Source organism: Erythrobacter sp. (genome assembly GCA_019739335.1).
In the GTDB taxonomy this organism is placed as follows: domain Bacteria; phylum Pseudomonadota; class Alphaproteobacteria; order Sphingomonadales; family Sphingomonadaceae; genus Alteraurantiacibacter.
The window spans coordinates 157,940-178,141 of sequence record CP073261.1; the positions used below are offsets into that span (position 1 = coordinate 157,940).

The window sequence follows — 20,202 nt, forward strand, 5'->3', positions numbered from 1 at the left end:
TGTAAGACGTTAAGAAAGGGTCCGGATGTTTCGCAAGCTCGCACGGCTGTTTGTCATCAAGACTCGCTGGGAAGCCTATCTGATCATCTATGCCCTGGCGCTTGGGGCGATGGATCGGGGCAGCCACTACCTGGCGACATACCCCGGCTGGGGCGGCTGGCTGCTGTTCGCGGCGTGCAGCGGCGCGGTGTTCCTGGGGGGCGCGAAGATCCTCGACTGTCTGAAGTTTGAAGCAGAGCGGCGGGATGCGTTGCGTATTGATCTCTGAGCGATCGGAAGAAGGTGGGGGTTTCTGTTGCTAGCTACCCCCGGAGCCCCGGAATCCGCTTCTGTTGCCCGGTGGGTCCAACCGCGCTTTAGCCTTGTAAATTCAGTCCGTTAGGACGTCACATTACGCAGCGATGGCGAGTGCTTCGTTATCGTTGGCACTTGTGTGTTGTGAACAGTTTTACGGGTTACTCAGCCCGGGCAAAAATACCGTCTTTCAGCACACGTCGATCCTAGTTCGGCCCCGTCAGAACCCGCAGCAAGCCGCAGATTGTGGTGGAGCCGCCGGGTACTGCCCCCGGGTCCGCTGTACCTATTACACGGCACAATTTATCACCATAGCCCGCCGAAACGGGCAGGACCCATATAGGCCCTGCCCGCTTAATGTGAAGTGTATGGTGGCGGATTTCGCGCGGCTACTTCTTCAACGCATCCCTGATCTCGGTCAGGAGTTCGATCTCGGTCGGGCCGGTGGGCACTTCGGGTTCGGACTTCTTGTCGCGGTCGAGGCGTTCCTTCACCCTGTTGGCATAGCGCACCAGCAGGAAGATAATGAACGCCAGGATCAGGAAATTGATGATCGCGGTGACCAGCGCGCCATAACCGATCATCGCTGCCCCCGCTTCCTTCAGCGCGGCATAGTCGGTCATCGAACCCGTGTAGCCCTCGGGCGTGCTCAGCAGGATGAAATAGTTGGAGAAATCCGCTCCGCCAAACACTGCACCGACGATCGGCATGATGATATCCGCCGTCAGCGAAGTCACGATGGTGCCGAATGCCCCGGCGATGATGACCGCCACGGCCAGTTCCAGCACATTGCCCTTGGCAATAAATTCCTTGAATTCGTTGAGCACGGATGCCTCCCAATCGTAATGCGACCCCAATCGGCGCGTTGCCTGCCGCAGAAGCGCGGGATTGGGAAGGCGCAGCTTGCCTGTCGCCACAAATTTTACATTCATTTCCGATCCTGAGTTGCAATTATCCGCCCGGCATTTCTTGTATCGGCACCGCGCCGTGCTATATGCACAATACACCTTTTGGGATCTGGAGGACCACGCATATGTTCACCCGTCTGGCCAAGCTGGCTACTCTCGCCGTCGGCACCTTCGCGCTGGCCGGTTGCGGCATCAATTCGGTGCCTGCCAAGGAAGAGACTGCCAAGGCGCAGTGGGCCAATGTCGAAGCCGCATTGCAGCGCCGTTCGGACGTGATCCCCAATCTGGTCTCGGTGGTGGAAGCTGCCGCAGTTTCGGAAGAAAACATCCTCACCGGGGTGATCGAGGCCCGTTCGCGCGCTACGTCGATCAACATCACCACCGATGATCTCTCAAACCCGGAAGAATTCCAGCGCTTCAACGAGGCGCAAAACGAACTGACCCAGGCGCTCGGGCAGTTGCGCACCATCGTGGAAGCCTATCCCGACCTCCAGAGCAACGCGCGCTTTGCCGACCTGATGGTGGAGATCGAGCAGTCGAACAACATGATCAACACCGAAATCGGCCGCTACAACGAGACCGCTCGCGATTATAACACCGAAATCCGCACCTTCCCTTCCACCATCGGCGCGAACATCATCCACGGCGCGGAACCGCTGGAATACTTCGAAGCAGCCGAGGGTGCGGAAGAGAACCCGGAAGTCGAGTTCGATAACATCACCGGCGCTGGCGCCTGAGGGCGGCGGGCACGGTGAACCATTCCCTTCGCGTATTCCTGCTGGCGCTGGCGACATTGTTCGCCGCGCTGGCAGGTCCGGCTCATGCCCAGACCTACGATTTCCCCCCAGCTCCGCAAGGCCCGGTGCTGGACAATGCGAACATCCTGTCCGACGCGACCGAAGCGCGACTTGACGCGCAGTTGCGCGAGCATAACCGTCTTACCGGGCAGGCGATTATCGTAGCGACCGTGCCGAGTCTCGGTGGCTCGGAAATCGAACCTTACGCCACCGCGCTGTTTGCCGAATGGGGCATCGGCGGGGCGCAGCGCGATACGGGCCTGCTGCTGCTGATCGCTCCCAACGAGCGGCAAATGCGGATCGAGGTCGGCTATGGCCTGCATCCGTGGTTCGGCGGGATTATGGCCGGGCGGGTCATCCGGGATGTCATCACCCCACGCTTCAAGACCGAGGATTATGACGGCGGGGTGATCGCCGGCGTTGATGCCATTCTCGCCCACCTTGCTACCAGCCCGGAGGACGCCGTCGCCATTGAGGAAGCCGCGCAGGCCGCTGCCGAACAGGAACGCAGCGAAGGAGGATTTCCTATCGGCACGCTGATCTGGGCCGGTTTCCTGCTGTTCTTCTTCGTCCTCCCCGCGCTTTCGGACCGGGGGCGCAAGCGGCGCTTCCGCGGTGGCGTCGGCGGTGTTGTCGGCGACATCATCCTGTGGGAAGCGGGCAAGGCGATCGTACGCGGCGTTACCGATAATGACGATTGGGGCGGCGGCGGTGGCTGGGGCGGCGGAGGCGGCTTTGGCGGCGGCGGAGGCGGCGGTTTTGGCGGGTTCGGCGGCGGAATGTCCGGCGGCGGCGGCGCTTCGGGGGGATGGTGATGGCCTGGCTGAATGCAGAACAGCACGCGATTGTCTCCGCAGCTGTGCGCGAGGCCGAACTGGCCACCAGTGGCGAGATCGTTCCTGTGATCGCCGACCGTTCGGACGGATATTCAGACGTGGTGCTGGTCTGGGCAGTGGCGGCATCGTTCACCGCGATGAGCGTGTTTGCGCTTTTCCCCGATTTCCTGCTCGGCAAGATCGACTGGCTGCTCGGTGGCTGGAGCATCGAGCATACCTATGGCGAAGTGATCGCCTGGGTGCTGGCGCTTGGCCTCCTGAAATTCGTCGCTGTGTGGCTGCTGCTGAGCTGGGACAGGCTGACTTTCCTGTTCGTCCCCGCCCCGGTGAAGCGCCAGCGCGTGCATGACAAGGCCGTGCGGCTGTTCAAGGTCGGCGCGGAAGGGCGCACGCACGGCGGGACCGGGGTGATGCTCTACCTCTCGATGCGCGAGCACCGGGCGGAAATCGTTGCCGACGATTCCATCGCCCTGCTCGTGCCCGCCGAAGTCTGGGGCGAGGCGATGGCGGACATGCTCGCCGAAATTCGCAAGGGTTGCGTGGCGGAAGGGATCGCCGCAGGCGTGCGTGACGTGGGCAAGGTGCTGGCAGAGCATTTCCCCCGCCGGGTGGACGATACGAACGAATTGCCGGACCGCTTGATCGAGGTGTGACGGTTCTATAGCGCGGAGAAATGAGCACACCTGACGCCGACGCCCCCGAACAGATTGCCTGGCAAGGAGACTGGATCACCGCCAAGAAGCGCGGCCGGTGGGAATATGTCAGCCGCAAGGGCAACATCCGCGCGGCAGTGATCGTCGCGGTGGAAGACGGGCATATCATTCTCGTAGAACAATATCGGGTGGCGCTGGGATGCATGAGCCTTGAACTCCCCGCCGGACTAGTCGGCGACGACGCCGGCGGCGCTGACGACGATCCGCTGCGCGCTGCCAAGCGCGAACTGGAGGAAGAAACCGGCTATGCCGCTGCGCAGTGGGAAGTTGTGGGCGATTTCAACTCCTCCCCCGGGATGACCGACGAAGGCTTCACCCTGCTCAAGGCGACCGGCTTGACCAAGGTAGGGCCCGGCGGCGGAGTTGAGGAGGAAGATATTACAGTCCACCGGGTGGGCCTGGCGGATTTTCCGCAGGTCATTTCGGCCTTCCGCGCGCGCGGGGTGGGCATCGATACGCGGATGTTGCTCGCGCTCGGCCCGCACCTGCTGGGTGATGTTGCATGAAAGTGCTGGTGCTGGGATCGGGCGCGATGGGGTGCCTGTTCGGCGCGGCCTTCCACCGCGCCGGCTGCGATGTGACGCTCGTGGATGTGAACGCCGAGCATGTCGGCGCGATCAATGTGCAGGGGCTGGAAGTCGATCTGCGCAGCGGCGTCGAACGCCTGCCGATCCGTGCCGCGATTCCGCCGGATATCAGCGAGCCGGTCGATCTGGTGATGGTGTTCACCAAGACCTTTCACACCCAGGCCGCGCTCGAAGGCATTGCCGCCGCCATCGGCGGGCACACGCACTTGCTCAGCCTCCAGAACGGGCTCGGCAATGACCGGCGACTGGCGGAGTTCGTTCCTGACGAGCGCGTGCTGGTTGGCGCGAGCATGTTGCCAAGCGACCTCGTCGGGCCGGGCCGCATCCGCAGTCATGGGGAAGGCTATTCCAAGCTTTACCCGGCGTTCAGCGGCGATCCCGCCTTTGCGGGGCAAGTTGCCGCCCTGCTCACTAAGGGCGGGCTTGAAACCGTGCTCGATCCACACATTCACGCCGGGATCTGGTCGAAGGCGATTTTCAACGCCACGATGAACCCGCTCTGCGCACTCACCCGCCGCACGCCGGGCTTCCTCGGTGCCAACCCCGAATCGCGCGCCACCATCACTGCTGCGGTGAACGAAGGCGTGGCGGTAGCGCGCGCCTGCGGGATCATGGTCGATCCGCAGCCGATCCATGACCTGACCGAAGTCAGCATGACCGATCATGCCGACCACGAACCTTCGATGCTGCAAGACCTCCACGCCCGCCGCCGCACCGAAGTCGATGCGATCAACGGGGCCATCGTTCAGGCGGGGCGCGAAGTGGGCGTGGTCGCGCCGGTCCTCGAAACGCTGTGGCATCTGGTCAAGCTGGAAGAAGCCAAGTTGGCCTGATCCTGACTTGGACTTTGACTTTGTCCGCGCCGCCGCTAGCAAGCGCGCAGGAGAAGGGAGAGCCGCAAAATGGCCGCTAACAACACCATCACCCTGTACGATTTGCAGGTGTCAACCGGGGCGACGATCAGCCCGTTCGTCTGGGCGACCAAGTTCGCGGTGGCGCACAAGGGCTTCGATCTGGACATTGTCGGTGGCGGCTTCACCGGAATCCTCGAGCGTACCGGCGGGAAGACCGAGCGGCTGCCTGCGATTGTCGATGACGGCCAATGGGTGCTCGATAGCTGGGGTATCGTCGAATATCTCGACGCGACATATCCCGATCGCCCAGCGCTGATCCCCCACGAAAGCGTGGCGGTGATGACGCGGGCGCTGGATGCGTGGTTCTGGCCCGCTGCGGTAGGCCCGTGGATGCGCAGTTACTGTGCCGATTACCGCAACGTCTGCTTCGAGCATGACAGGGACTACGTTACCAGTTCGCGCGAAGTGATGCTGGGCGGCAGGCTGGAGGACTTGCAGGCCGGGCGCGCGGATCGCCTGCCCGCGATTTCCGCCGCGCTGGAGCCGCTGCGGGTGGCGCTGCGCGAAGCGGATTTCCTCGGCGGCGCTTCGCCCAACTACGCCGATTACCGGATCATCGGCAGCTTCCTCTGGCTCGCCTCACTGGCGCAGGTTCCGGCGCTGGCGGCGGACGATCCCCTGCGCGGCTGGATCGAGCGGGTATGCGCGCTCTTTGGCGGGCTTGGCCAGCATCCGGGCCTGTTCAACCTTTACGGACTGGAGGAGCGCCCCGGCGATCCGCCTTTGTTCAATCGCGACCCCGGCAAGGGCGGGATTTACAAGCGCAACACCGGCCCCGCTTCGACGCAGGCGGAAACGGCGATGATTGCGCGCAATGGCTGATCGCCTGCGTGTCCTCGTCACCCGGCGCTGGCCCGAAAAGGTCGAGCGGACGCTTGCCGCGCATTTCGACGCGGTGTTCAATCCGTTCGACAAGCCGTTGAGCCAGCAGGAGCTGGCTAGTGCGATGGGCGCATTCGATGTGCTCTGCCCGACGGTCTCGGACCGGATAGATGCGGGGGTGATCGCGGGCGGAAGCCGGTGCAGGCTGATCGCGAACTATGGTGTGGGCTACGATCATATCGACCTGGCGGCGGCGAAGGGAAAGGGGATTGCTGTCTCCAACACACCCGGCGTGCTGACCGATGCGACGGCCGATCTGACGCTCACGTTGATGCTGATGGCCACCCGCCGCGCGGGAGAAGGCGAGCGCGAATTGCGTGCCGGAAAGTGGTCCGGCTGGCGACCGACACATCTGGTCGGGGCGAGCCTGCGCGACAAAGTTCTGGGCGTGGTCGGCTTCGGGCGGATCGGGCAGGCGGTAGCCGCGCGGGCCAGGCACGGGTTCGGGATGCGAATTGCTTATTATGCGCGGCAGGAAAGTGCGGAAGGGGCCGCGCTGGAGGCGCAGTTTTGCCCTGATCTCAACGCCCTCCTAGCCCTCTCGGATGTGGTTTCGCTGCACGTCCCCGGCGGGGCAGCAACTGCGAACCTGATCGACGCATCAGCCCTCTCGGCAATGAAGCGCGGCAGCTACCTCATCAACACCGCGCGCGGCGGGGTGGTGGATCACGATGCGCTGGCGGCGGCGCTGCAATCGGGCCAGCTGGCAGGCGCAGGGCTGGACGTTTACCCGCACGAACCGCAGGTTCCCCCTTCCCTGCTCGCGCTCGAAAACGTGGTCCTGCTGCCGCACCTTGGCAGCGCCACGGCGGAAACCCGCGAGGCGATGGGAATGCGCGCGCTGGCGAATGTGGAGGCTTTCGCGAACGGCGAGGATTTGCCAGATCGCGTCGCATGAGTGACCCTATTGCCGAGCTGATCGCCGCCGAACGCCTCCCCGCCGATTACCGCAAGGTGGTGGAACAGCACTGGCAACCACTCGCCACCCAGATCGCCCGCAATGCGACCAGCCGGAGTCCGCTGATTGTCGGGATCAATGGCGCGCAGGGGAGCGGCAAGACAACCGTCTGCCGGTTCCTCGAAGTGCTACTCCGGCAACGATCCTTACGCGCCGTCACCCTCTCGCTCGACGATCTCTACCTCACCCATGCCGAGCGGCTGCAACTGGCCGCCGAAGTCCACCCGCTTTTCGCGACACGCGGGGTGCCGGGAACCCACGCCGTCGCCCTCGCCTTCAGCATCATCGAGGACGTGCTGGCAGGCCGCGCGTTCGAAATTCCGCGCTTCGAAAAGGCCTTTGACGATCGCGCGAACGATGTCACTCGCGTCACCGGCCCAGTGGACGTGCTGCTGTTCGAAGGCTGGTGCGTCGGCGCCGCGCCGCAGCCGCCGGAAAAGCTCAAGCGCCCGATCAATGTGCTGGAGGCAGAGGAAGACCGCGACGGAGTGTGGCGCACCCTCGTCAACCACTGGCTGGGCGAGGACTATGCCAGGCTGTTCCGCCTGCTCGACATGCTGGTGATGCTGAAGGTGGACAGCTTCGATGCCGTGCTCGCCAACCGGCGGTTGCAGGAACAGAAGCTGGCCGATCTCAATCCGGTGGGCACCGGCCTGCTCGACGAGGAAGAGCTGGTCCGCTTCATCTCGCACTACGAGCGGCTGACGCGGCACATGCTGGCCGAAATGCCCGCGCGGGCTGATGTGTTGATCGAAATCGGAGCGGATCAGCGCCCCAGAGATTGACTTTGCCCGATAGACTCGCGGGCTCTCCCTGCCTATCACTCCCGTGCTGCCCGCTGCGCAGCGGAGGAGGAAAGCCAGTGATTATCCGCTCCAGACGGTCCTTGGCCGTGCTCGCCCTGCTGCTCACCACCTCTGTCGGTGCGCAGGAGGTTCCCGCTGGCGACTGGCCGCTCTATGCGCGCGATGCGGGCGGGCAGCGGTATGTTCCGCTCGAACAGATCGACCGCGCGAATGTCGATCAGCTCGAACGCGCGTGGGAATTCCGTCTTCGCCCTGACGGCGGCGGGCTGGTGCTGGCGGGCACGGTGCCGGTGGTGGTCGATGGCGTGATGTACCTGCCCCTCGGCGATGCGGTGGTGGCGCTGGAAGCGCACACCGGGCGCGAGCTTTGGCGGCACCAAGTGACGGGCACCACGGTGCGCCGCCATGTCGCTTACTGGCCGGGCGATGGCGAACACGGTGCACGGCTGTTCTACAACGGCGGCAACGAGATCGTCGCCATCAGTGCGGAAACGGGCGAACTGGTCGCGAGCTTCGGCGACAACGGTCGCACGCCATTCGACGTGCGCTATTCCTACTCGCCCTCGATCTTCCGCGATGTGCTGGTGATCGGCGCTTCCACCCCGGAAGTCTCGACCGGGCCACTGGGCAACACCCGCGCCTTCAGCGCTGTCACCGGCGAGATGCTGTGGAGCTTCAACACCGTGCCCCAGCCGGGCGAGGTCGGGCACGAAACATGGCTCGACGACGGCTGGCGGAACCGCCCCGGCAACAACATGTGGGTCTGGTATTCCACCTTCGACGAGGAAACCGGCCTGCTGTTCATGACGCTCGGCAGCCCCGCGCCCAATTACTACGGCGGGGACCGACCGGGGGACAACCTGTTCGGCAACTCGGTGCTAGCCGTCGATCTGCAATCCGGCGAGTACCGCTGGCACTTCCAGACCATCCACCACGACCTGTGGGACTGGGACCTGCCCGCCCCGCCGGTGCTGGTGGATGTGACGGTAAACGGCGAGACGATCCCTGCCCTCTCTCAAACGGGCAAGCCGGGGCTGATGTACATCCTCGACCGCCGCACCGGGGAGCCGGTTCACGGCGTGGAGGAACACTTGGTCGCCGCCGCCGATGTTCCCGGCGAATGGTATTCCCCCACCCAGCCGATCCCCACCGCGCCCGCCCCGCTCAGCCGGATGTGGTGGAATCCCACCGATGTGGTGACGGTGGGCGACACCACTGCCGAACATGCCGCCGCCTGCCGCGCCTTGCTCGACAGCTACGGCGGCACCTTCTTCAACGCCGGACCGTTCACCCCGTTCTTCCTGCACGAAGAGGGCGATCCTCCGCGCGCAAGCATCAACCTGCCGCACAACGGCGGCTCCAACTGGGGCGGCAGCGCGGTCGATCCGCGAACGGGCTATGTCTTCATCAACACGACCGAAAGCGGCTCGATCGGCTGGATCGAGGCGCGTGATCCGGACGGGAACTACGGGCGCGGGGCCGAGGGATCGACCCAGCCCTACGATCGCGGATCGCTGAGCGGACCGGGGGCGTACTCCTCCTTTTCCGCCAGCTTCACCGCCGAGGATGGCACCCGCGTCACCCTCCCCTGCATCCGCCCGCCATGGGGCCGGTTGCTGGCGGTGGACGCGAACAGCGGGGAAATCGCTTGGGCGAGCAATCTCGGCACCACGCCGCAGCTGGGTCCGGAGCGGGCCAATACCGGATCGAACAATACCTTCGGCGGACCGATGGTGACGGCGGGCGGGCTGGTGTTCATCGGCGCGACCGACGACCGGATGTTCCGCGCCTTCGATTCCGCCAGTGGTGAGCTGGTGTGGCAGGAGGAGCTCGAATACGCCGCGAACACCATTCCGATGAGCTATCTCGGCAGCGACGGGCGGCAGTATCTGGCCGTGGTCGCCGCCGGATCGGGCTTCGGCCCGCCGCTGATGGGGCCGCAGGGGCCGCGCAACAATGAGAGCCTGATCGTCTGGGCCTTATCGGAAGAAAGCGCGCAGGTCCGCACGCCGGAAGGCGCGCTGCTCGATACGTCGGGCGATCTTGCCTATGCGCCGGGGGAACTGAGCGAGGCGCAATTGCAGGAAAGCAACCGCGCGCTGTACACGCAGGATTCGATGAACGTGTTCCGCCGCTTCCCGCGCGAGGTGACAGCGGACATGGTGCGGTTCTACACCGAGGCACTGGCGCTGCGTTCGCTCAATCCGATCCAGTTGACCAGCACCCAGCAGATGATCCTGACCGGAGTGGGCAGCGGGCAGGTGAAGCTCTCGGCTGGGCAGCAGGGGGATCGCAGTTACGATCTCTCCGGCGGCGTGACCGGCGGCACCGGCATCCGCTACCTGCGTTTCACCTTTCCCGATGCGGGCGTGGTGGCAGAGCGGTTTGTCGCGGCCGGGCTTCCCGCCCCGCAGTTCGTTACCTTGGCGGATGGTTCGCAAGTAGCGACGCTCACCGATCCTGCCGGACTGACCATCGAGATTGCGATCTTGCCCGGCGCGTCAGACCATTCGGACGATGGCGTTGGCGTAGGCATCGCCGTCTCAGACCTCGCCACCAGCCGCGTATTCTATCGCGATTTTGTCGGGCTGGACGAAGGCGCGGCGAGTGAGGCGACGCATCTGGGCGTGACCCGCCATCCCTTCCGCCATGCCGAAACGACGCTCTGGCTGCACGAAGTCGGCCCCGGTCTGCCGGGGGACACCGGTAGCTCGGGGATTCAGTATGTGGTGAACGACGCCGCGCTGGCGGCGGCCCGCGGGGACTATCGCGGGGTGGCGGTGGAAACTCCGCTCAACCGGCTGACCGGGTTCGACCTGACAACTGTCTGGCTCAACGATCCGGATGGCGTGACCAATTACTTCGCGCAGGTGGGGCCGAACTCAAGGACGGCGCGCGGCGAGAACTGAAACGAAAAAGGGGGCCGCAAAGCCCCCTTCCGCTTTCTAAATGTCTCGGGCGATCATTCGGCCTTGGCTTCTACGATATAGCGGGCCAGCGTATCGATCTCTTCCTCTGTCACCATCCCGCCGAAGCTGGGCATCGCGCCCTGCCCGTTGCTGATGATCTGGGTGACATATTCGACGCTCAGCCCATCGTTGCCGTCCAGCGCCGGACCGATATGGCCATTCCCGCCCGCATCGGCCATTACGTGGCAGGCGCCGCAGCTATAGGTGGCGAAAACCTGGCGGCTGGCGGCGATCTGCTCGGCCGTCAGTGGCTCGACATCGCCTGCACCGTCATGCGCATGGGCGGAATGATCGTGCTCCTGCGCAATCGCACCGTAGAGCGGCACGGCCAGTGCCGCTGCGCCCAGCGCCATCAGCGCACCCTTGCCCCAGTTGTTCGCCACATTCGCCATCATCAAAGCCTTTCGATCCGGTAGGGCCAATTCCGCAGAAATTGGCATCAGTCAATTTGCATTCTATCAAGGACAAGGTTTACCGCGCATTTACGCAGGTGTCACGGCATGTAAAAAACTGGACATTGTCAACAAGCGCGCCCATTATCAGCCGCAGGCCAGCCTGACAAGCCGCCTTTCCCCAAGGATAACCGCCATGAAGCCGGACACAATCATCCTCGCCTGCGCCCTGCTCGCACTCGCCGCCTGCGCCGAAGAAGCGCCGGAAACGCCGCTCGGCACCCCGCAGCAGTTGATGGCCAATCATGTCCAGCCCGCTGCCGATATATACTGGGGATCAGTGAAGTACGAAAGCGAGCTGATGCCCGACGGCACGGTTGAGGAACGCGATATTCGCCCGCAGACCGATGCCGAATGGGAAGCTGTGCGCGCTTCGGCGGAGCGGCTGGGCGAACTGGGTGAAGTGCTGGGGAGTCCCGCCTATACCTATGGGCGAGGAGCCGACTGGCACGCCTATGCGCAGGGGCTGGTCGATGCCGCTGCCCGCGCCGAAGCCGCTGCCGTGGCGAAGGACCCGGAGGCGGTGTTTGCCGAGGGCGGGACGGTCTACAACGTCTGCCGCGCCTGCCACCAGATGTATCCGCCCGAAGTCCTGCCCGAAGGCATGACGGTAGATGATCTCGCAGAAAGCTGATCCCGCGCCCAACCTGCGCCCGCTCGCCTGCGCGCTGGCGCTCTGCGTCCTGCTGATCGCCGCCCCTGCCTTTGCGCACGATGTGGCCGAAGGGGACAAGGCCTTCGTCCAGTCCACCGACGGCCCCGCGGTGATCCCGTTCCTCTATCTCGGCGCCAAGCACATGGTGACCGGGTACGATCACATTGCCTTCCTTGTCGGGGTGGTGTTCTTCCTCACCCGGCTGAAGGACGTGGTGCTCTACGTCTCGATGTTTACGCTCGGCCATTCGCTCACTCTGCTCGGGGGAGTCCTGCTCGGCGTGGGCGCGAATGCCTTCATCATTGATGCGATCATCGGCCTGTCGGTGGTGTACAAAGGGGTCGAAAACGTGGGCGGCTTCGCCCGGATCGGCTGGCGCTTCGATACCCGCGTGGCGGTGCTGATCTTCGGGCTGTTCCACGGGCTGGGACTGGCGACCAAGGTGATGGACCTGGAGATGTCGCCCAACGGGCTGCTCACCAACCTGATCGCCTTCAATGTCGGGGTCGAACTGGGGCAAGTGATCGTGCTGACGCTGGTAGTGCTCCTGCTCGGCGCGTGGCGGCATTCGGCCAGTTTCAAGCGCTACGCATTCGCCGCCAATGTGGCTCTCATCATGGTCGGGCTTGCGCTGACCGCCTATCAAATTGCAGGATATCTCTCGTCATGAACAAAACCGCTCTTATCGCCGCCGGAGTCGTCCTTGCCGGAGCGCTGGCCGTCTTCGTCGTCCTGCCCGCCGAGATGGGCTACGATCCCACCGGCGTGGGCGAACAGCTTGGCCTGACCGAAATCGCTGACCCGGTGGGCGAGGAGCTCGAGCGCGGAATGGCGCGAATGGCGCAGCAAGATGTGCTGGTGCTTTCCAGCGCCGACCTCCCGCCTGCCGAGGGCGTAGCCGATGCCTGGCAGATCGAGCTCGGCCCGTTCGAATCGGTCGAATTCAAGTACACCATGCCCGAAGGCGCACCGATGACCTTCCGCTGGCAGGCCAGCGCACCCGTCGCCTACGATATGCATGCGCATCCCTTTGAAGGCGGCGAGGAACTGACCGAAAGCTACGGTGTAGACACGGCGCAGGAAATGCGCGGGACCTATACGCCCGCCTTTACCGGCATCCACGGCTGGTTCTGGGAAAACCGCTCGATGGACACGGTTACGCTTACGCTGGCGGCCAACGGGCAGATGAGCACTTCGACGATCTTCCAAGGCGATTCCGTGGGCGAACGCCCGATCGAGGGCGCAACCGCAGCCATCGAAGGCAAAGTGGCGGGCCACCAGATGCAGTCGGAAGCGGCGGCGGAATAGCCTCCCGCCACTGCCTCAAGGTGACTTAGTCCGAAAATTTCGGATAATATCAATTTGGCTGCCGTTTCACCCTTGTTGACTCCGCCCGAATCCGGCTAGGACAGACTCAACGAAGACGGGCCGCATGGCCTGCGCAATTTGCCGGGAGCAAGGGTTTGGGCATTTCCACCATCAACCGCCGCGTTCAGGGCCGCAGGGTCCGCCTGCTGCTGGCCGCCTCGCTCGGACTGGCGCTCGCCGCCTGCGCCACCACGCCGTCGGGCGACATGGCCAGTGCCTCCGCCAATGCCAGTGAACCCGGTGCCAGCTTCGATCACGAAAGCTGGGACGGCTATCTCGGCGGCGGCGACTCCTCGCAGTATTCCGCGCTCGACCAGATCAACCGCAGCAACGTCGCCCAGCTCGAAGTGGCGTGGGAATTTCCCACCGGCGAAGGCCAGCCGCCGCTGTTCAACCCGGTCGTCGCCGGGGGGCGCATGTACGTGATCAACGGTGCCGGGCAACTGGTGGCGCTCAATCCGGCTACCGGCGAACAGATTTGGGTCAGCACGCTCGAAGGCCGGATCGGCACGCGCGGGATCAATTACTGGACCGACGGCGCGGGTGACGAGCGGCTGATGGTGCTCAACAACGGCCTGCTGCGCGCGGTGAACGCCGCCACCGGGCAGGTCATCCCCACCTTCGGCAGCCAAGGCGGGGTAGACCTGCGCGAAGCCCTGCCGGACGATATCGCCACCCCCGCCGCGCCTTTGCAGACGAGCAATCCGGGACGGATCTACCGCGATACCATCATCATGAGCCTGCCCGCTGGTGCCTATGACTACGCCAGCGCGCCCGCCAATATCCACGCCTACGATGTGCGCACCGGAGCGCTGCAATGGACTTTCAACGTCATACCGCGCGAAGGCGAATTCGGCTATGAAACATGGCCCGAAAGCGAGGACCGCAGCCAGTTCGGCGGGGTTCACAACTGGTCCGAAAGCACGATCGATACCGAGCTGGGCATCGTCTTCATCCCCACCGGCACCCCGCGTTACGATTTCTACGGCGGCAATCGCGAGGGCGACAATCTCTACGGGAATTCGCTGATCGCCATCAATGCCGAGACCGGCGAGCGCATCTGGCATTACCAGATCGTCCACCACGACCTGTGGGATTTCGACCTGCCGGTCGCGCCCAAGCTGATGACCATTACCCGCAATGGCGAACAGGTGCCGATTGTGGTGCAGGTAACCAAGCACGGCTACATTTTCGCCTTCGACCGTCGCACGGGTGAACCGATCTGGGATGTGGTCGAAACCCCCGTCCCCGCCAGCGACGTGCCCGGCGAACACGCCAGCCCCACCCAGCCGATCCCGAGCTGGCCGCAGCCTTACATGCGGCAGCAGTTCACGGTGGACGACATCAACCCCTACCTGCCCGAAGCCGATCAGGCAGCGCTGCGCGAACTGTTCGCCAATTCGCGACCAGATTCCGGCCAGGGTCCGTTCGTGCCGCCGAGCATCCAGGGCACCATCGGTTTCCCCGGCCACAACGGCGGAGCGAACTGGGGCACCGTCTCGGTCGATCCCGAACGCCAGCGGCTCTACATCGTCAGCCGCGAACTGCCGCTGATGCTGCGCATCCAGGCCGATACCCGCGCCTCGGCCCTCGAAGCCATGCCCAATGCCGATGAGGACAACATTCCCTATCGCTGGCCGGTCAATTTCATGCTGCAAAGCAACGGCATGGTGGCGATCAAGCCGCCGTTCTCCAATCTCACCGCCTATGACATGAACACCGGCGAACAGCTTTATTCGATCCCCAACGGCGAGATCATGACGCTGGAAGCGCGGGGCATCACCGGGGTCGGCGCGCAGACGCCGCGCTCCGGCCCGGTTGCCACGGCGGGTGGCCTGCTGTTCGTCAACACCGCCAGCGACCGCGCCTTCCGCGCCCGCGATGCCGATACCGGCGCGATCCTTTGGGAGCACCGCTTCGACGCCGGGACGGAAGGCGTGCCTGCGGTCTATGAAGTCGATGGACGGCAATTCATCACGTTGCCGGTCGGCGGCGTGGGCCACTTCCTCGGCGGGCTGGGCCTGCCCGAACCGGGGCCGAGCCGCTACGTCACTTTCGCCCTGCCGGAGGGCGCGCAGTAATGCTTGCGCGGTCGGCCCTGCTCCTCGCATCGGCCATGCTGCTCGCCAGCGGCCCGGCCCATGCGCAGGACGAAGACCTGACGCAGCTTCCCGCGCCGTCGAACGAATACCAGCCCGCCCGCACCAGTTGGGGCGAGCCCGATTTCCGCGGCGGCTGGCCGATCGACCATCTCAATGGCCGCACCCCGTTCCAGCGCCCGCCGGAGTTCGGCGATCGCCAGTTGCTGACCGAGGAAGAATTCGCCGCCCGCGCGGAAACCGTCGCGGCGCTGGAACAGCGGTACCAGAACGAGGACTCCTCCGGCACCATGGGCATCGGCCATTGGGCCGAAGTCGCCGCCGCCAACCGCCGGACCAGCTGGATCACTTCGCCCGCCAACGGCCAGCTCCCCGCCTACACGCCCGAAGGCCAGCGACTGTCCGACGCGATGAATTCGACCTGGGCTGCGGATCAGCAATTCGACTGGGTGGACGATTTCGACAGCTGGGACCGCTGCATCACGCGTGGCCTGCCCGCGAGCATGTTCCCCTTCATGTACAACAACGGGATGCGGATATTCCAGTCGCCTGGGCTGGTCGCCCTGCAGATGGAGATGGTCCACGAAGTGCGGATGATCCCCACCGATGGCAGCGCGCATATGCCCGCCGCCGTGGGCCAGTGGCTGGGCGACAGCCGTGGGACGTGGGAAGATCACAACACGCTGCGGGTGGAAACCCGCAATTTCCGCCCCGGCCCCAGCGCCACCAACATCGGCACCACCGGCTCCCCGCGCGAGAACGATACGCCCGTCAGCGCCAGTGCCGTGCTGGTGGAGCGCTTCCACATGGTTGGGCCGGACGCAATTATCTACGAATTCACCTGGACCGATCCGGTGGTCTTCACCGCCCCCTGGTCGGCGCGCCTCGAATGGCAGCGCGACGATGCCTACGAAATTTTCGAATACGCCTGCCACGAAGGTAATGTGCAGGTCCGCAATTACATCACCGCCAGCCGTGCCGAGCGCGCGGCGGCTGCAGCAGCCGTAGCCGAATGATGCGCCGCGCCCTTCCTCTCCTTTGCCTCGCGCTGCTTGCTGGCCCGCTCGCAGCGCAGGAGGTACCAGAAGACCTCACCACCATGCCGCCCGTGCCGGACGATTACCCGCCGGGAACTACTGCTTGGGGCGATCCCGATTTTCGTGGCACCTGGCCACTCAACGATATTGCCGAACTGCCGATCAACCGCCCGGAGCAATATGGTGACCGGTTCTGGAAGACCGAAGCGGAAATTGCCAGCGAGCAAGGTCGAGTCGACCAGCTCGAAGAAGCCTACGAGAGCGAGGATCAGGAAGGCACTATCGGGCTTGGCCACTGGATCGAGTATCAGGCGGGCAGCCGCCGCACTTCGATGATCGTCGAGCCTGCAAGTGGTCGCTTGCCCGCGATGACGGCGGAAGGCATCCGTCGCGCCGCGCTGATGCGCTCTAGCTGGGTCGGCGGGCAGAATTTCGACTGGGTGAGCGATTTCGACAGCTGGGATCGCTGCGCCACGCGCGGTTTTCCCGCTTCGATGTTTCCGTTCCGCTACAACAACGGCATCCGCATCTTCCAGTCGCCCGGCTACGTGGTAATCAATCTCGAAATGCTCGGCACGCGGGTGATCCCGGTGGCGGGGCAGGACGAGGCGTGGCCGGCAGGCCTTTCCGGCTGGTTCGGCAACAGCCGGGGCCGCTGGGTCGATGGCAACACGCTCGAAGTGGTCACCACGAATATCCAGCCGGGGGCCAGCGTGTTCAACATGGCAACGCGCGGAGTGCCCCCCAACAATACCATCCCGATGAGCGAGCAGGTGGTGGTAACGGAGCGCTTCCACATGATCGGGCCGGATACGATCACCTATGAAATGCACTATGCCGATCCGGTGATCTGGCAGGGTGATTTCACCACTCGCGTGAACTGGTCGCGCGACGAGAGCTATGAATTCTACGAATACGCCTGCCACGAAGGGAACGTGCAGGTGCGCAATTATATCACCGCCGATCGGGCGCAACGGCAGCAGGAATATGCCCGTGGCCGCATGGTCGATCCGGTCGATCCGAACGCCGGGCCGCCCCCGGCGATGGACCCGGCCAGCCGCGGTACCCAGAACAGCAATTCGCGAGGAGACTGAATGATGGCCCGTAACACTTTCAAGACATTGGCGATTGTGTCCGCCTCAATGTTCGCCTTTGCCACCCCTGTCGCGGCGCAAGACGTGATCCCGGACGATCTCACCACCATCGCTCCGGTGCCCACCGACTACAATCCCGCGCGCACCAGCTGGGGCGATCCGGACCTGCGCGGTACTTTCCCGATCGACAATATCGCCAGCCTGCCGATGCAGCGCCCGGCGCAGTTCGGGGACCGGTTCTACCTGACCGACGAGGAATACCAGGCGCGACTGGCGCAGGCGAGCGGATCGGACGAACGCTACGCCGCAGAGGACGAGGCTGGCACCATCGGCTTCGGCCACTGGGTGGAGAGCGATGCTTCGGGTCGCCGCACTTCGCTGCTGGTCTCCCCCGCCAATGGCCAGTTGCCGGCGATGACCGAGTGGGCACAGGAAATGTATCGCGCAGGCCGTTCGAGCTGGACGCCCAACACGCATTTCGACTGGGTGGACGATTTCGACACCTGGGATCGCTGCGTCACGCGCGGCTTTCCGGCATCAATGTTCCCGTTCCGCTACAACAACGGCATCCGCGTGATGCAGGCCCCCGGCTATGTCATCATCTCGCTGGAAATGATCCATGACGCGCGGATCATCCCGATCGTCAACGATCCGGCGGAACGCGCGGCAATGCGCTGGCCTGCCGAAGTGCGCGCATGGATGGGCCAGTCGATCGGCTACTGGGATGGCAATACGCTGGTGATCGAGACGACCAATATCGAGGACGGCGATTCCGCCACCGAGAACGTTGCCGAACGCGGCCCTTCCCCGCTCAACATGGCGACCATGGGCGTGCCACCGTTCAACACCATTCCCACTTCGCCAGAGGCTGTGGTGGTGGAACGGCTGACGATGACCAATGCCGATCACATCGTCTATGAGCTGACCTATACCGATCCGGTAGTCTACACCGCCCCGTGGACCGCGCGGCTCGACTGGACGCGCAACGAGGAATACCAGTTCTTCGAATATGCCTGCCACGAAGGCAATGTCCAGATCCGCAACTACATCACTGCCGCCGCTGCAGGTGTCGAGAACACCGAAGGCGGCGCGGGTGAAGGCGAAGGTTCCTAAGCCATGCAAGGCAAGCTGTTGAAAGTCACCCTGGCCGGCCTCGCGCTGGCCGGGGCGAGCGCCTGTGCCACCACCGGTAGCGTGGCCCAGACCGCCACCACCGAAGCCGTGGGAGAACCCGTCGCCGTGCGTGCATCCATCGAAACCGGCCCGGTGCGAACGGCGAACGGTCTGCTGCGCGGAGTGGAAAGCCCGGCAGTCGAAGGCGTGACGGTGTTCAAGGGCATTCCCTTCGCCGCACCGCCGGTGGGCGACCTCCGCTGGGAAATGCCGCAGCCTGCCGCCAACTGGGAGGGTATCCGCATGGCGGATAGCTGGGGCGCGAATTGCGTACAGAACCCGGCCCCGCAGCGCTTCCCGGTCAACTCCGCCACCGACATGCCCGACAGTCCGCCGACTTCGGAGGACTGCCTCTACCTCAACGTCTGGACCCCGGCCGTGAGCGGAGCGGAAAACCTGCCGGTGATGGTCTGGCTCTACGGCGGTGCCTACAACGAAGGCGGCGGCTCGGCTCCGTTCAGCCACGGCGACTATCTTGCCGACAAGGGCGTCGTAGTCGTCACCTTCAACTACCGCACCGGCGTGCTCGGCTTCATGGCGCACCCGGAACTCACTGCCGCCAGCCCGCACGGCGCGAGCGGCAACCAGGCAATGGGCGATGCGATCGCCGCGTTGCAATGGGTGCAGGACAATATCGCAGCTTTCGGCGGCGATCCTTCGCGCGTCACCATTTTCGGCGAAAGCGCCGGGGCAGCGATGAACGGCGGACTGGCGGGCGCTCCGCCTGCCGAAGGACTGGTTCACCGCGTCATCAGCCAGTCGGGCAACTGGATGGGGCTCAACATCGGCCGGATGGTCGAACGCGAGGCGGCCGAGGCGCGCACGCTCGCCACGGCACAGGAGAAGTTCGGCACCACCAGCCTCGCGGCGCTTCGGGCGCTTCCCGCCAATGAAGTGCACGCAAACCTTCCCGGCCAAGGCATGATCGTAGACGGACATATCATCCCCGAAGACCTTTCGATCACTTTTGCCCAGGGCCGGCAATTGCGGGTGGACGTGCTCACCGGATCGAACGAGGACGAAGGCAGCTTTACCGCGCTGTTCGGCCCGCCAGCGACACTGGAAAGCTGGAACGCCGGGGAAGCGATGCGCTGGGGCGATCTGGTGGAGGAAGGCCGCGCAGCCTATCCCGTCACCACCGACGAGGAAGCCCGTGCCGTTTCCACCCAGCCGTTCGGTGACAACATGAGCTGGCTGCACCGCCAGTTCGCGCAGTATCAGGCGGACATCGGCCAGAGCGCCTGGCACTACTGGTTCCGCCACGATCCGCCCTATGACGAAGGCCGCGGCAACCTCGGGGCGGCACACACGGGGGAAATACCCTATGTGTTCGACAACCTCTGCGCCCCGCGCACATTCCCCGGCGGTTCGTCGGTGGACCAGATGTGCGGCAATGCGCGCGAGGAAGCCTTCGCGGATCAGGTTTCGCAATACTGGGTGAACTTCGCCGCCACCGGCAATCCCAACGGCGCGGGCCTGCCGAACTGGCCTGCGGTGGAAGAACTGTCCGCGAACGAGGCGATGGTGCTCGACGCGGATCGATTGGGCGTCGGGCCGTGGATCGGGTCTGACCGGATCGCGCTCTACGATGCCATTTTCCGCGCTCGCGTGGCACAGCCGCTGGGGATTGCTGACGAATAACATCACCTGGGGAGGGGAA

General features: G+C 64.4%; 20 protein-coding genes and 1 other RNA gene. 18 read left to right on the forward strand and 3 right to left on the reverse strand.

The window, feature by feature from the left end:
- The first annotated feature begins 25 nt into the window (after positions 1-25).
- Positions 26-268 carry a hypothetical protein gene (locus JY451_00820; protein ID QZH75210.1) on the forward strand — a complete coding sequence of 81 codons (243 nt, stop codon included), beginning with the start codon at positions 26-28 and terminating at the stop codon, positions 266-268.
- Between the two features lie 49 nt (positions 269-317).
- Here the strand turns inward: JY451_00820 and ssrA are convergent.
- Positions 318-662, reverse strand: a transfer-messenger RNA (tmRNA) gene (gene ssrA, locus JY451_00825).
- A 21-nt stretch (positions 663-683) separates the two neighbouring features.
- The gene (gene mscL / locus JY451_00830) at positions 684-1,121 is read right to left on the reverse strand and encodes a large conductance mechanosensitive channel protein MscL (GenBank protein ID QZH76481.1); all 438 of its coding nucleotides are present in this window, start codon (positions 1,119-1,121) and stop codon (positions 684-686) included.
- 206 nt (positions 1,122-1,327) lie between these two features.
- Here mscL and JY451_00835 point away from each other — a divergent pair, with 206 nt between their 5' ends.
- The 9 genes from JY451_00835 to JY451_00875 all read left to right on the forward strand — a co-directional run bounded on the left by JY451_00835 (position 1,328) and on the right by JY451_00875 (position 10,604).
- Positions 1,328-1,939 carry a LemA family protein gene (locus tag JY451_00835; protein ID QZH75211.1) on the forward strand — a complete coding sequence of 204 codons (612 nt, stop codon included), beginning with the start codon at positions 1,328-1,330 and terminating at the stop codon, positions 1,937-1,939.
- Positions 1,940-1,953: 14 nt separating this feature from the next.
- On the forward strand, positions 1,954-2,814 hold the full coding sequence (locus JY451_00840) for a TPM domain-containing protein (GenBank protein ID QZH75212.1): 861 nt from the start codon (positions 1,954-1,956) through the stop codon (positions 2,812-2,814).
- Complete coding sequence (locus JY451_00845; protein QZH75213.1) at positions 2,814-3,488, forward strand: hypothetical protein; 675 nt, start codon at positions 2,814-2,816, stop codon at positions 3,486-3,488. Before JY451_00840 ends, JY451_00845 begins: the two co-directional genes overlap by 1 nt.
- Positions 3,489-3,508: 20 nt before the next feature.
- Positions 3,509-4,054 carry an NUDIX hydrolase gene (locus tag JY451_00850; GenBank protein ID QZH75214.1) on the forward strand — a complete coding sequence of 182 codons (546 nt, stop codon included), beginning with the start codon at positions 3,509-3,511 and terminating at the stop codon, positions 4,052-4,054.
- Positions 4,051-4,968 carry a 2-dehydropantoate 2-reductase gene (locus tag JY451_00855; protein QZH75215.1) on the forward strand — a complete coding sequence of 306 codons (918 nt, stop codon included), beginning with the start codon at positions 4,051-4,053 and terminating at the stop codon, positions 4,966-4,968. Before JY451_00850 ends, JY451_00855 begins: the two co-directional genes overlap by 4 nt.
- A 69-nt stretch (positions 4,969-5,037) precedes the next feature.
- Entirely contained in the window at positions 5,038-5,871 is an 834-nt protein-coding gene (locus tag JY451_00860; protein QZH75216.1) for a glutathione S-transferase family protein, read from the forward strand.
- Positions 5,864-6,829, forward strand: coding sequence for a D-glycerate dehydrogenase (locus tag JY451_00865; protein ID QZH75217.1), 966 nt, complete (start codon positions 5,864-5,866; stop codon positions 6,827-6,829). The genes JY451_00860 and JY451_00865 overlap by 8 nt, the downstream gene beginning before the upstream one ends.
- 56 nt (positions 6,830-6,885) lie before the next feature.
- Positions 6,886-7,674, forward strand: coding sequence for a kinase (locus JY451_00870; GenBank protein ID QZH76482.1), 789 nt, complete (start codon positions 6,886-6,888; stop codon positions 7,672-7,674).
- A gap of 77 nt (positions 7,675-7,751) precedes the next feature.
- Positions 7,752-10,604 (forward strand): PQQ-binding-like beta-propeller repeat protein, encoded by a 2,853-nt coding sequence (locus tag JY451_00875; GenBank protein QZH75218.1) that lies wholly within the window; start codon positions 7,752-7,754, stop codon positions 10,602-10,604.
- 53 nt (positions 10,605-10,657) lie between these two features.
- On the opposite strand, the gene JY451_00880 is transcribed toward JY451_00875, so the two are convergent.
- Positions 10,658-11,059, reverse strand: coding sequence for a c-type cytochrome (locus JY451_00880; GenBank protein ID QZH75219.1), 402 nt, complete (start codon positions 11,057-11,059; stop codon positions 10,658-10,660).
- A 193-nt stretch (positions 11,060-11,252) separates the two neighbouring features.
- On the opposite strand from JY451_00880, the gene JY451_00885 reads away from it, so the two are divergent.
- From JY451_00885 to JY451_00920, 8 genes are all read left to right on the forward strand, one after another.
- Positions 11,253-11,750, forward strand: coding sequence for a cytochrome c (locus JY451_00885; GenBank protein QZH75220.1), 498 nt, complete (start codon positions 11,253-11,255; stop codon positions 11,748-11,750).
- Complete coding sequence (locus tag JY451_00890; protein ID QZH75221.1) at positions 11,731-12,441, forward strand: HupE/UreJ family protein; 711 nt, start codon at positions 11,731-11,733, stop codon at positions 12,439-12,441. Before JY451_00885 ends, JY451_00890 begins: the two co-directional genes overlap by 20 nt.
- The gene (locus JY451_00895; protein ID QZH75222.1) at positions 12,438-13,079 is read left to right on the forward strand and encodes a hypothetical protein; all 642 of its coding nucleotides are present in this window, start codon (positions 12,438-12,440) and stop codon (positions 13,077-13,079) included. The genes JY451_00890 and JY451_00895 overlap by 4 nt, the downstream gene beginning before the upstream one ends.
- Positions 13,080-13,234: 155 nt before the next feature.
- Complete coding sequence (locus JY451_00900; protein ID QZH75223.1) at positions 13,235-15,220, forward strand: PQQ-binding-like beta-propeller repeat protein; 1,986 nt, start codon at positions 13,235-13,237, stop codon at positions 15,218-15,220.
- Entirely contained in the window at positions 15,220-16,254 is a 1,035-nt protein-coding gene (locus JY451_00905) for a hypothetical protein (protein QZH75224.1), read from the forward strand. The genes JY451_00900 and JY451_00905 overlap by 1 nt, the downstream gene beginning before the upstream one ends.
- Complete coding sequence (locus JY451_00910; protein QZH75225.1) at positions 16,251-17,369, forward strand: hypothetical protein; 1,119 nt, start codon at positions 16,251-16,253, stop codon at positions 17,367-17,369. Before JY451_00905 ends, JY451_00910 begins: the two co-directional genes overlap by 4 nt.
- Positions 17,370-18,482, forward strand: a complete 1,113-nt coding sequence (locus JY451_00915; protein ID QZH75226.1) for a hypothetical protein — start codon at positions 17,370-17,372, stop codon at positions 18,480-18,482.
- Positions 18,483-18,500: 18 nt separating this feature from the next.
- Positions 18,501-20,183 carry a carboxylesterase family protein gene (locus tag JY451_00920; GenBank protein QZH75227.1) on the forward strand — a complete coding sequence of 561 codons (1,683 nt, stop codon included), beginning with the start codon at positions 18,501-18,503 and terminating at the stop codon, positions 20,181-20,183.
- Positions 20,184-20,202: the final 19 nt, after the last annotated feature.

Excerpts from the sequence above, each read along its gene's own strand:
- JY451_00820 (QZH75210.1), top strand. The coding sequence starts at position 26 with ATGTTTCGCAAGCTCGCACGGCTGTTTGTCATCAAGACTCGCTGGGAA.
- JY451_00835 (QZH75211.1), top strand. The coding sequence starts at position 1,328 with ATGTTCACCCGTCTGGCCAAGCTGGCTACTCTCGCCGTCGGCACCTTC.
- JY451_00845 (QZH75213.1), top strand. The coding sequence starts at position 2,814 with ATGGCCTGGCTGAATGCAGAACAGCACGCGATTGTCTCCGCAGCTGTG.
- JY451_00850 (QZH75214.1), top strand. The coding sequence starts at position 3,509 with ATGAGCACACCTGACGCCGACGCCCCCGAACAGATTGCCTGGCAAGGA.
- JY451_00855 (QZH75215.1), top strand. The coding sequence starts at position 4,051 with ATGAAAGTGCTGGTGCTGGGATCGGGCGCGATGGGGTGCCTGTTCGGC.
- JY451_00860 (QZH75216.1), top strand. The coding sequence starts at position 5,038 with ATGGCCGCTAACAACACCATCACCCTGTACGATTTGCAGGTGTCAACC.
- JY451_00865 (QZH75217.1), top strand. The coding sequence starts at position 5,864 with ATGGCTGATCGCCTGCGTGTCCTCGTCACCCGGCGCTGGCCCGAAAAG.
- JY451_00880 (QZH75219.1), bottom strand. The coding sequence starts at position 11,059 with ATGATGGCGAATGTGGCGAACAACTGGGGCAAGGGTGCGCTGATGGCG.
- JY451_00885 (QZH75220.1), top strand. The coding sequence starts at position 11,253 with ATGAAGCCGGACACAATCATCCTCGCCTGCGCCCTGCTCGCACTCGCC.
- JY451_00890 (QZH75221.1), top strand. The coding sequence starts at position 11,731 with ATGATCTCGCAGAAAGCTGATCCCGCGCCCAACCTGCGCCCGCTCGCC.
- JY451_00895 (QZH75222.1), top strand. The coding sequence starts at position 12,438 with ATGAACAAAACCGCTCTTATCGCCGCCGGAGTCGTCCTTGCCGGAGCG.
- JY451_00905 (QZH75224.1), top strand. The coding sequence starts at position 15,220 with ATGCTTGCGCGGTCGGCCCTGCTCCTCGCATCGGCCATGCTGCTCGCC.
- JY451_00910 (QZH75225.1), top strand. The coding sequence starts at position 16,251 with ATGATGCGCCGCGCCCTTCCTCTCCTTTGCCTCGCGCTGCTTGCTGGC.
- JY451_00915 (QZH75226.1), top strand. The coding sequence starts at position 17,370 with ATGATGGCCCGTAACACTTTCAAGACATTGGCGATTGTGTCCGCCTCA.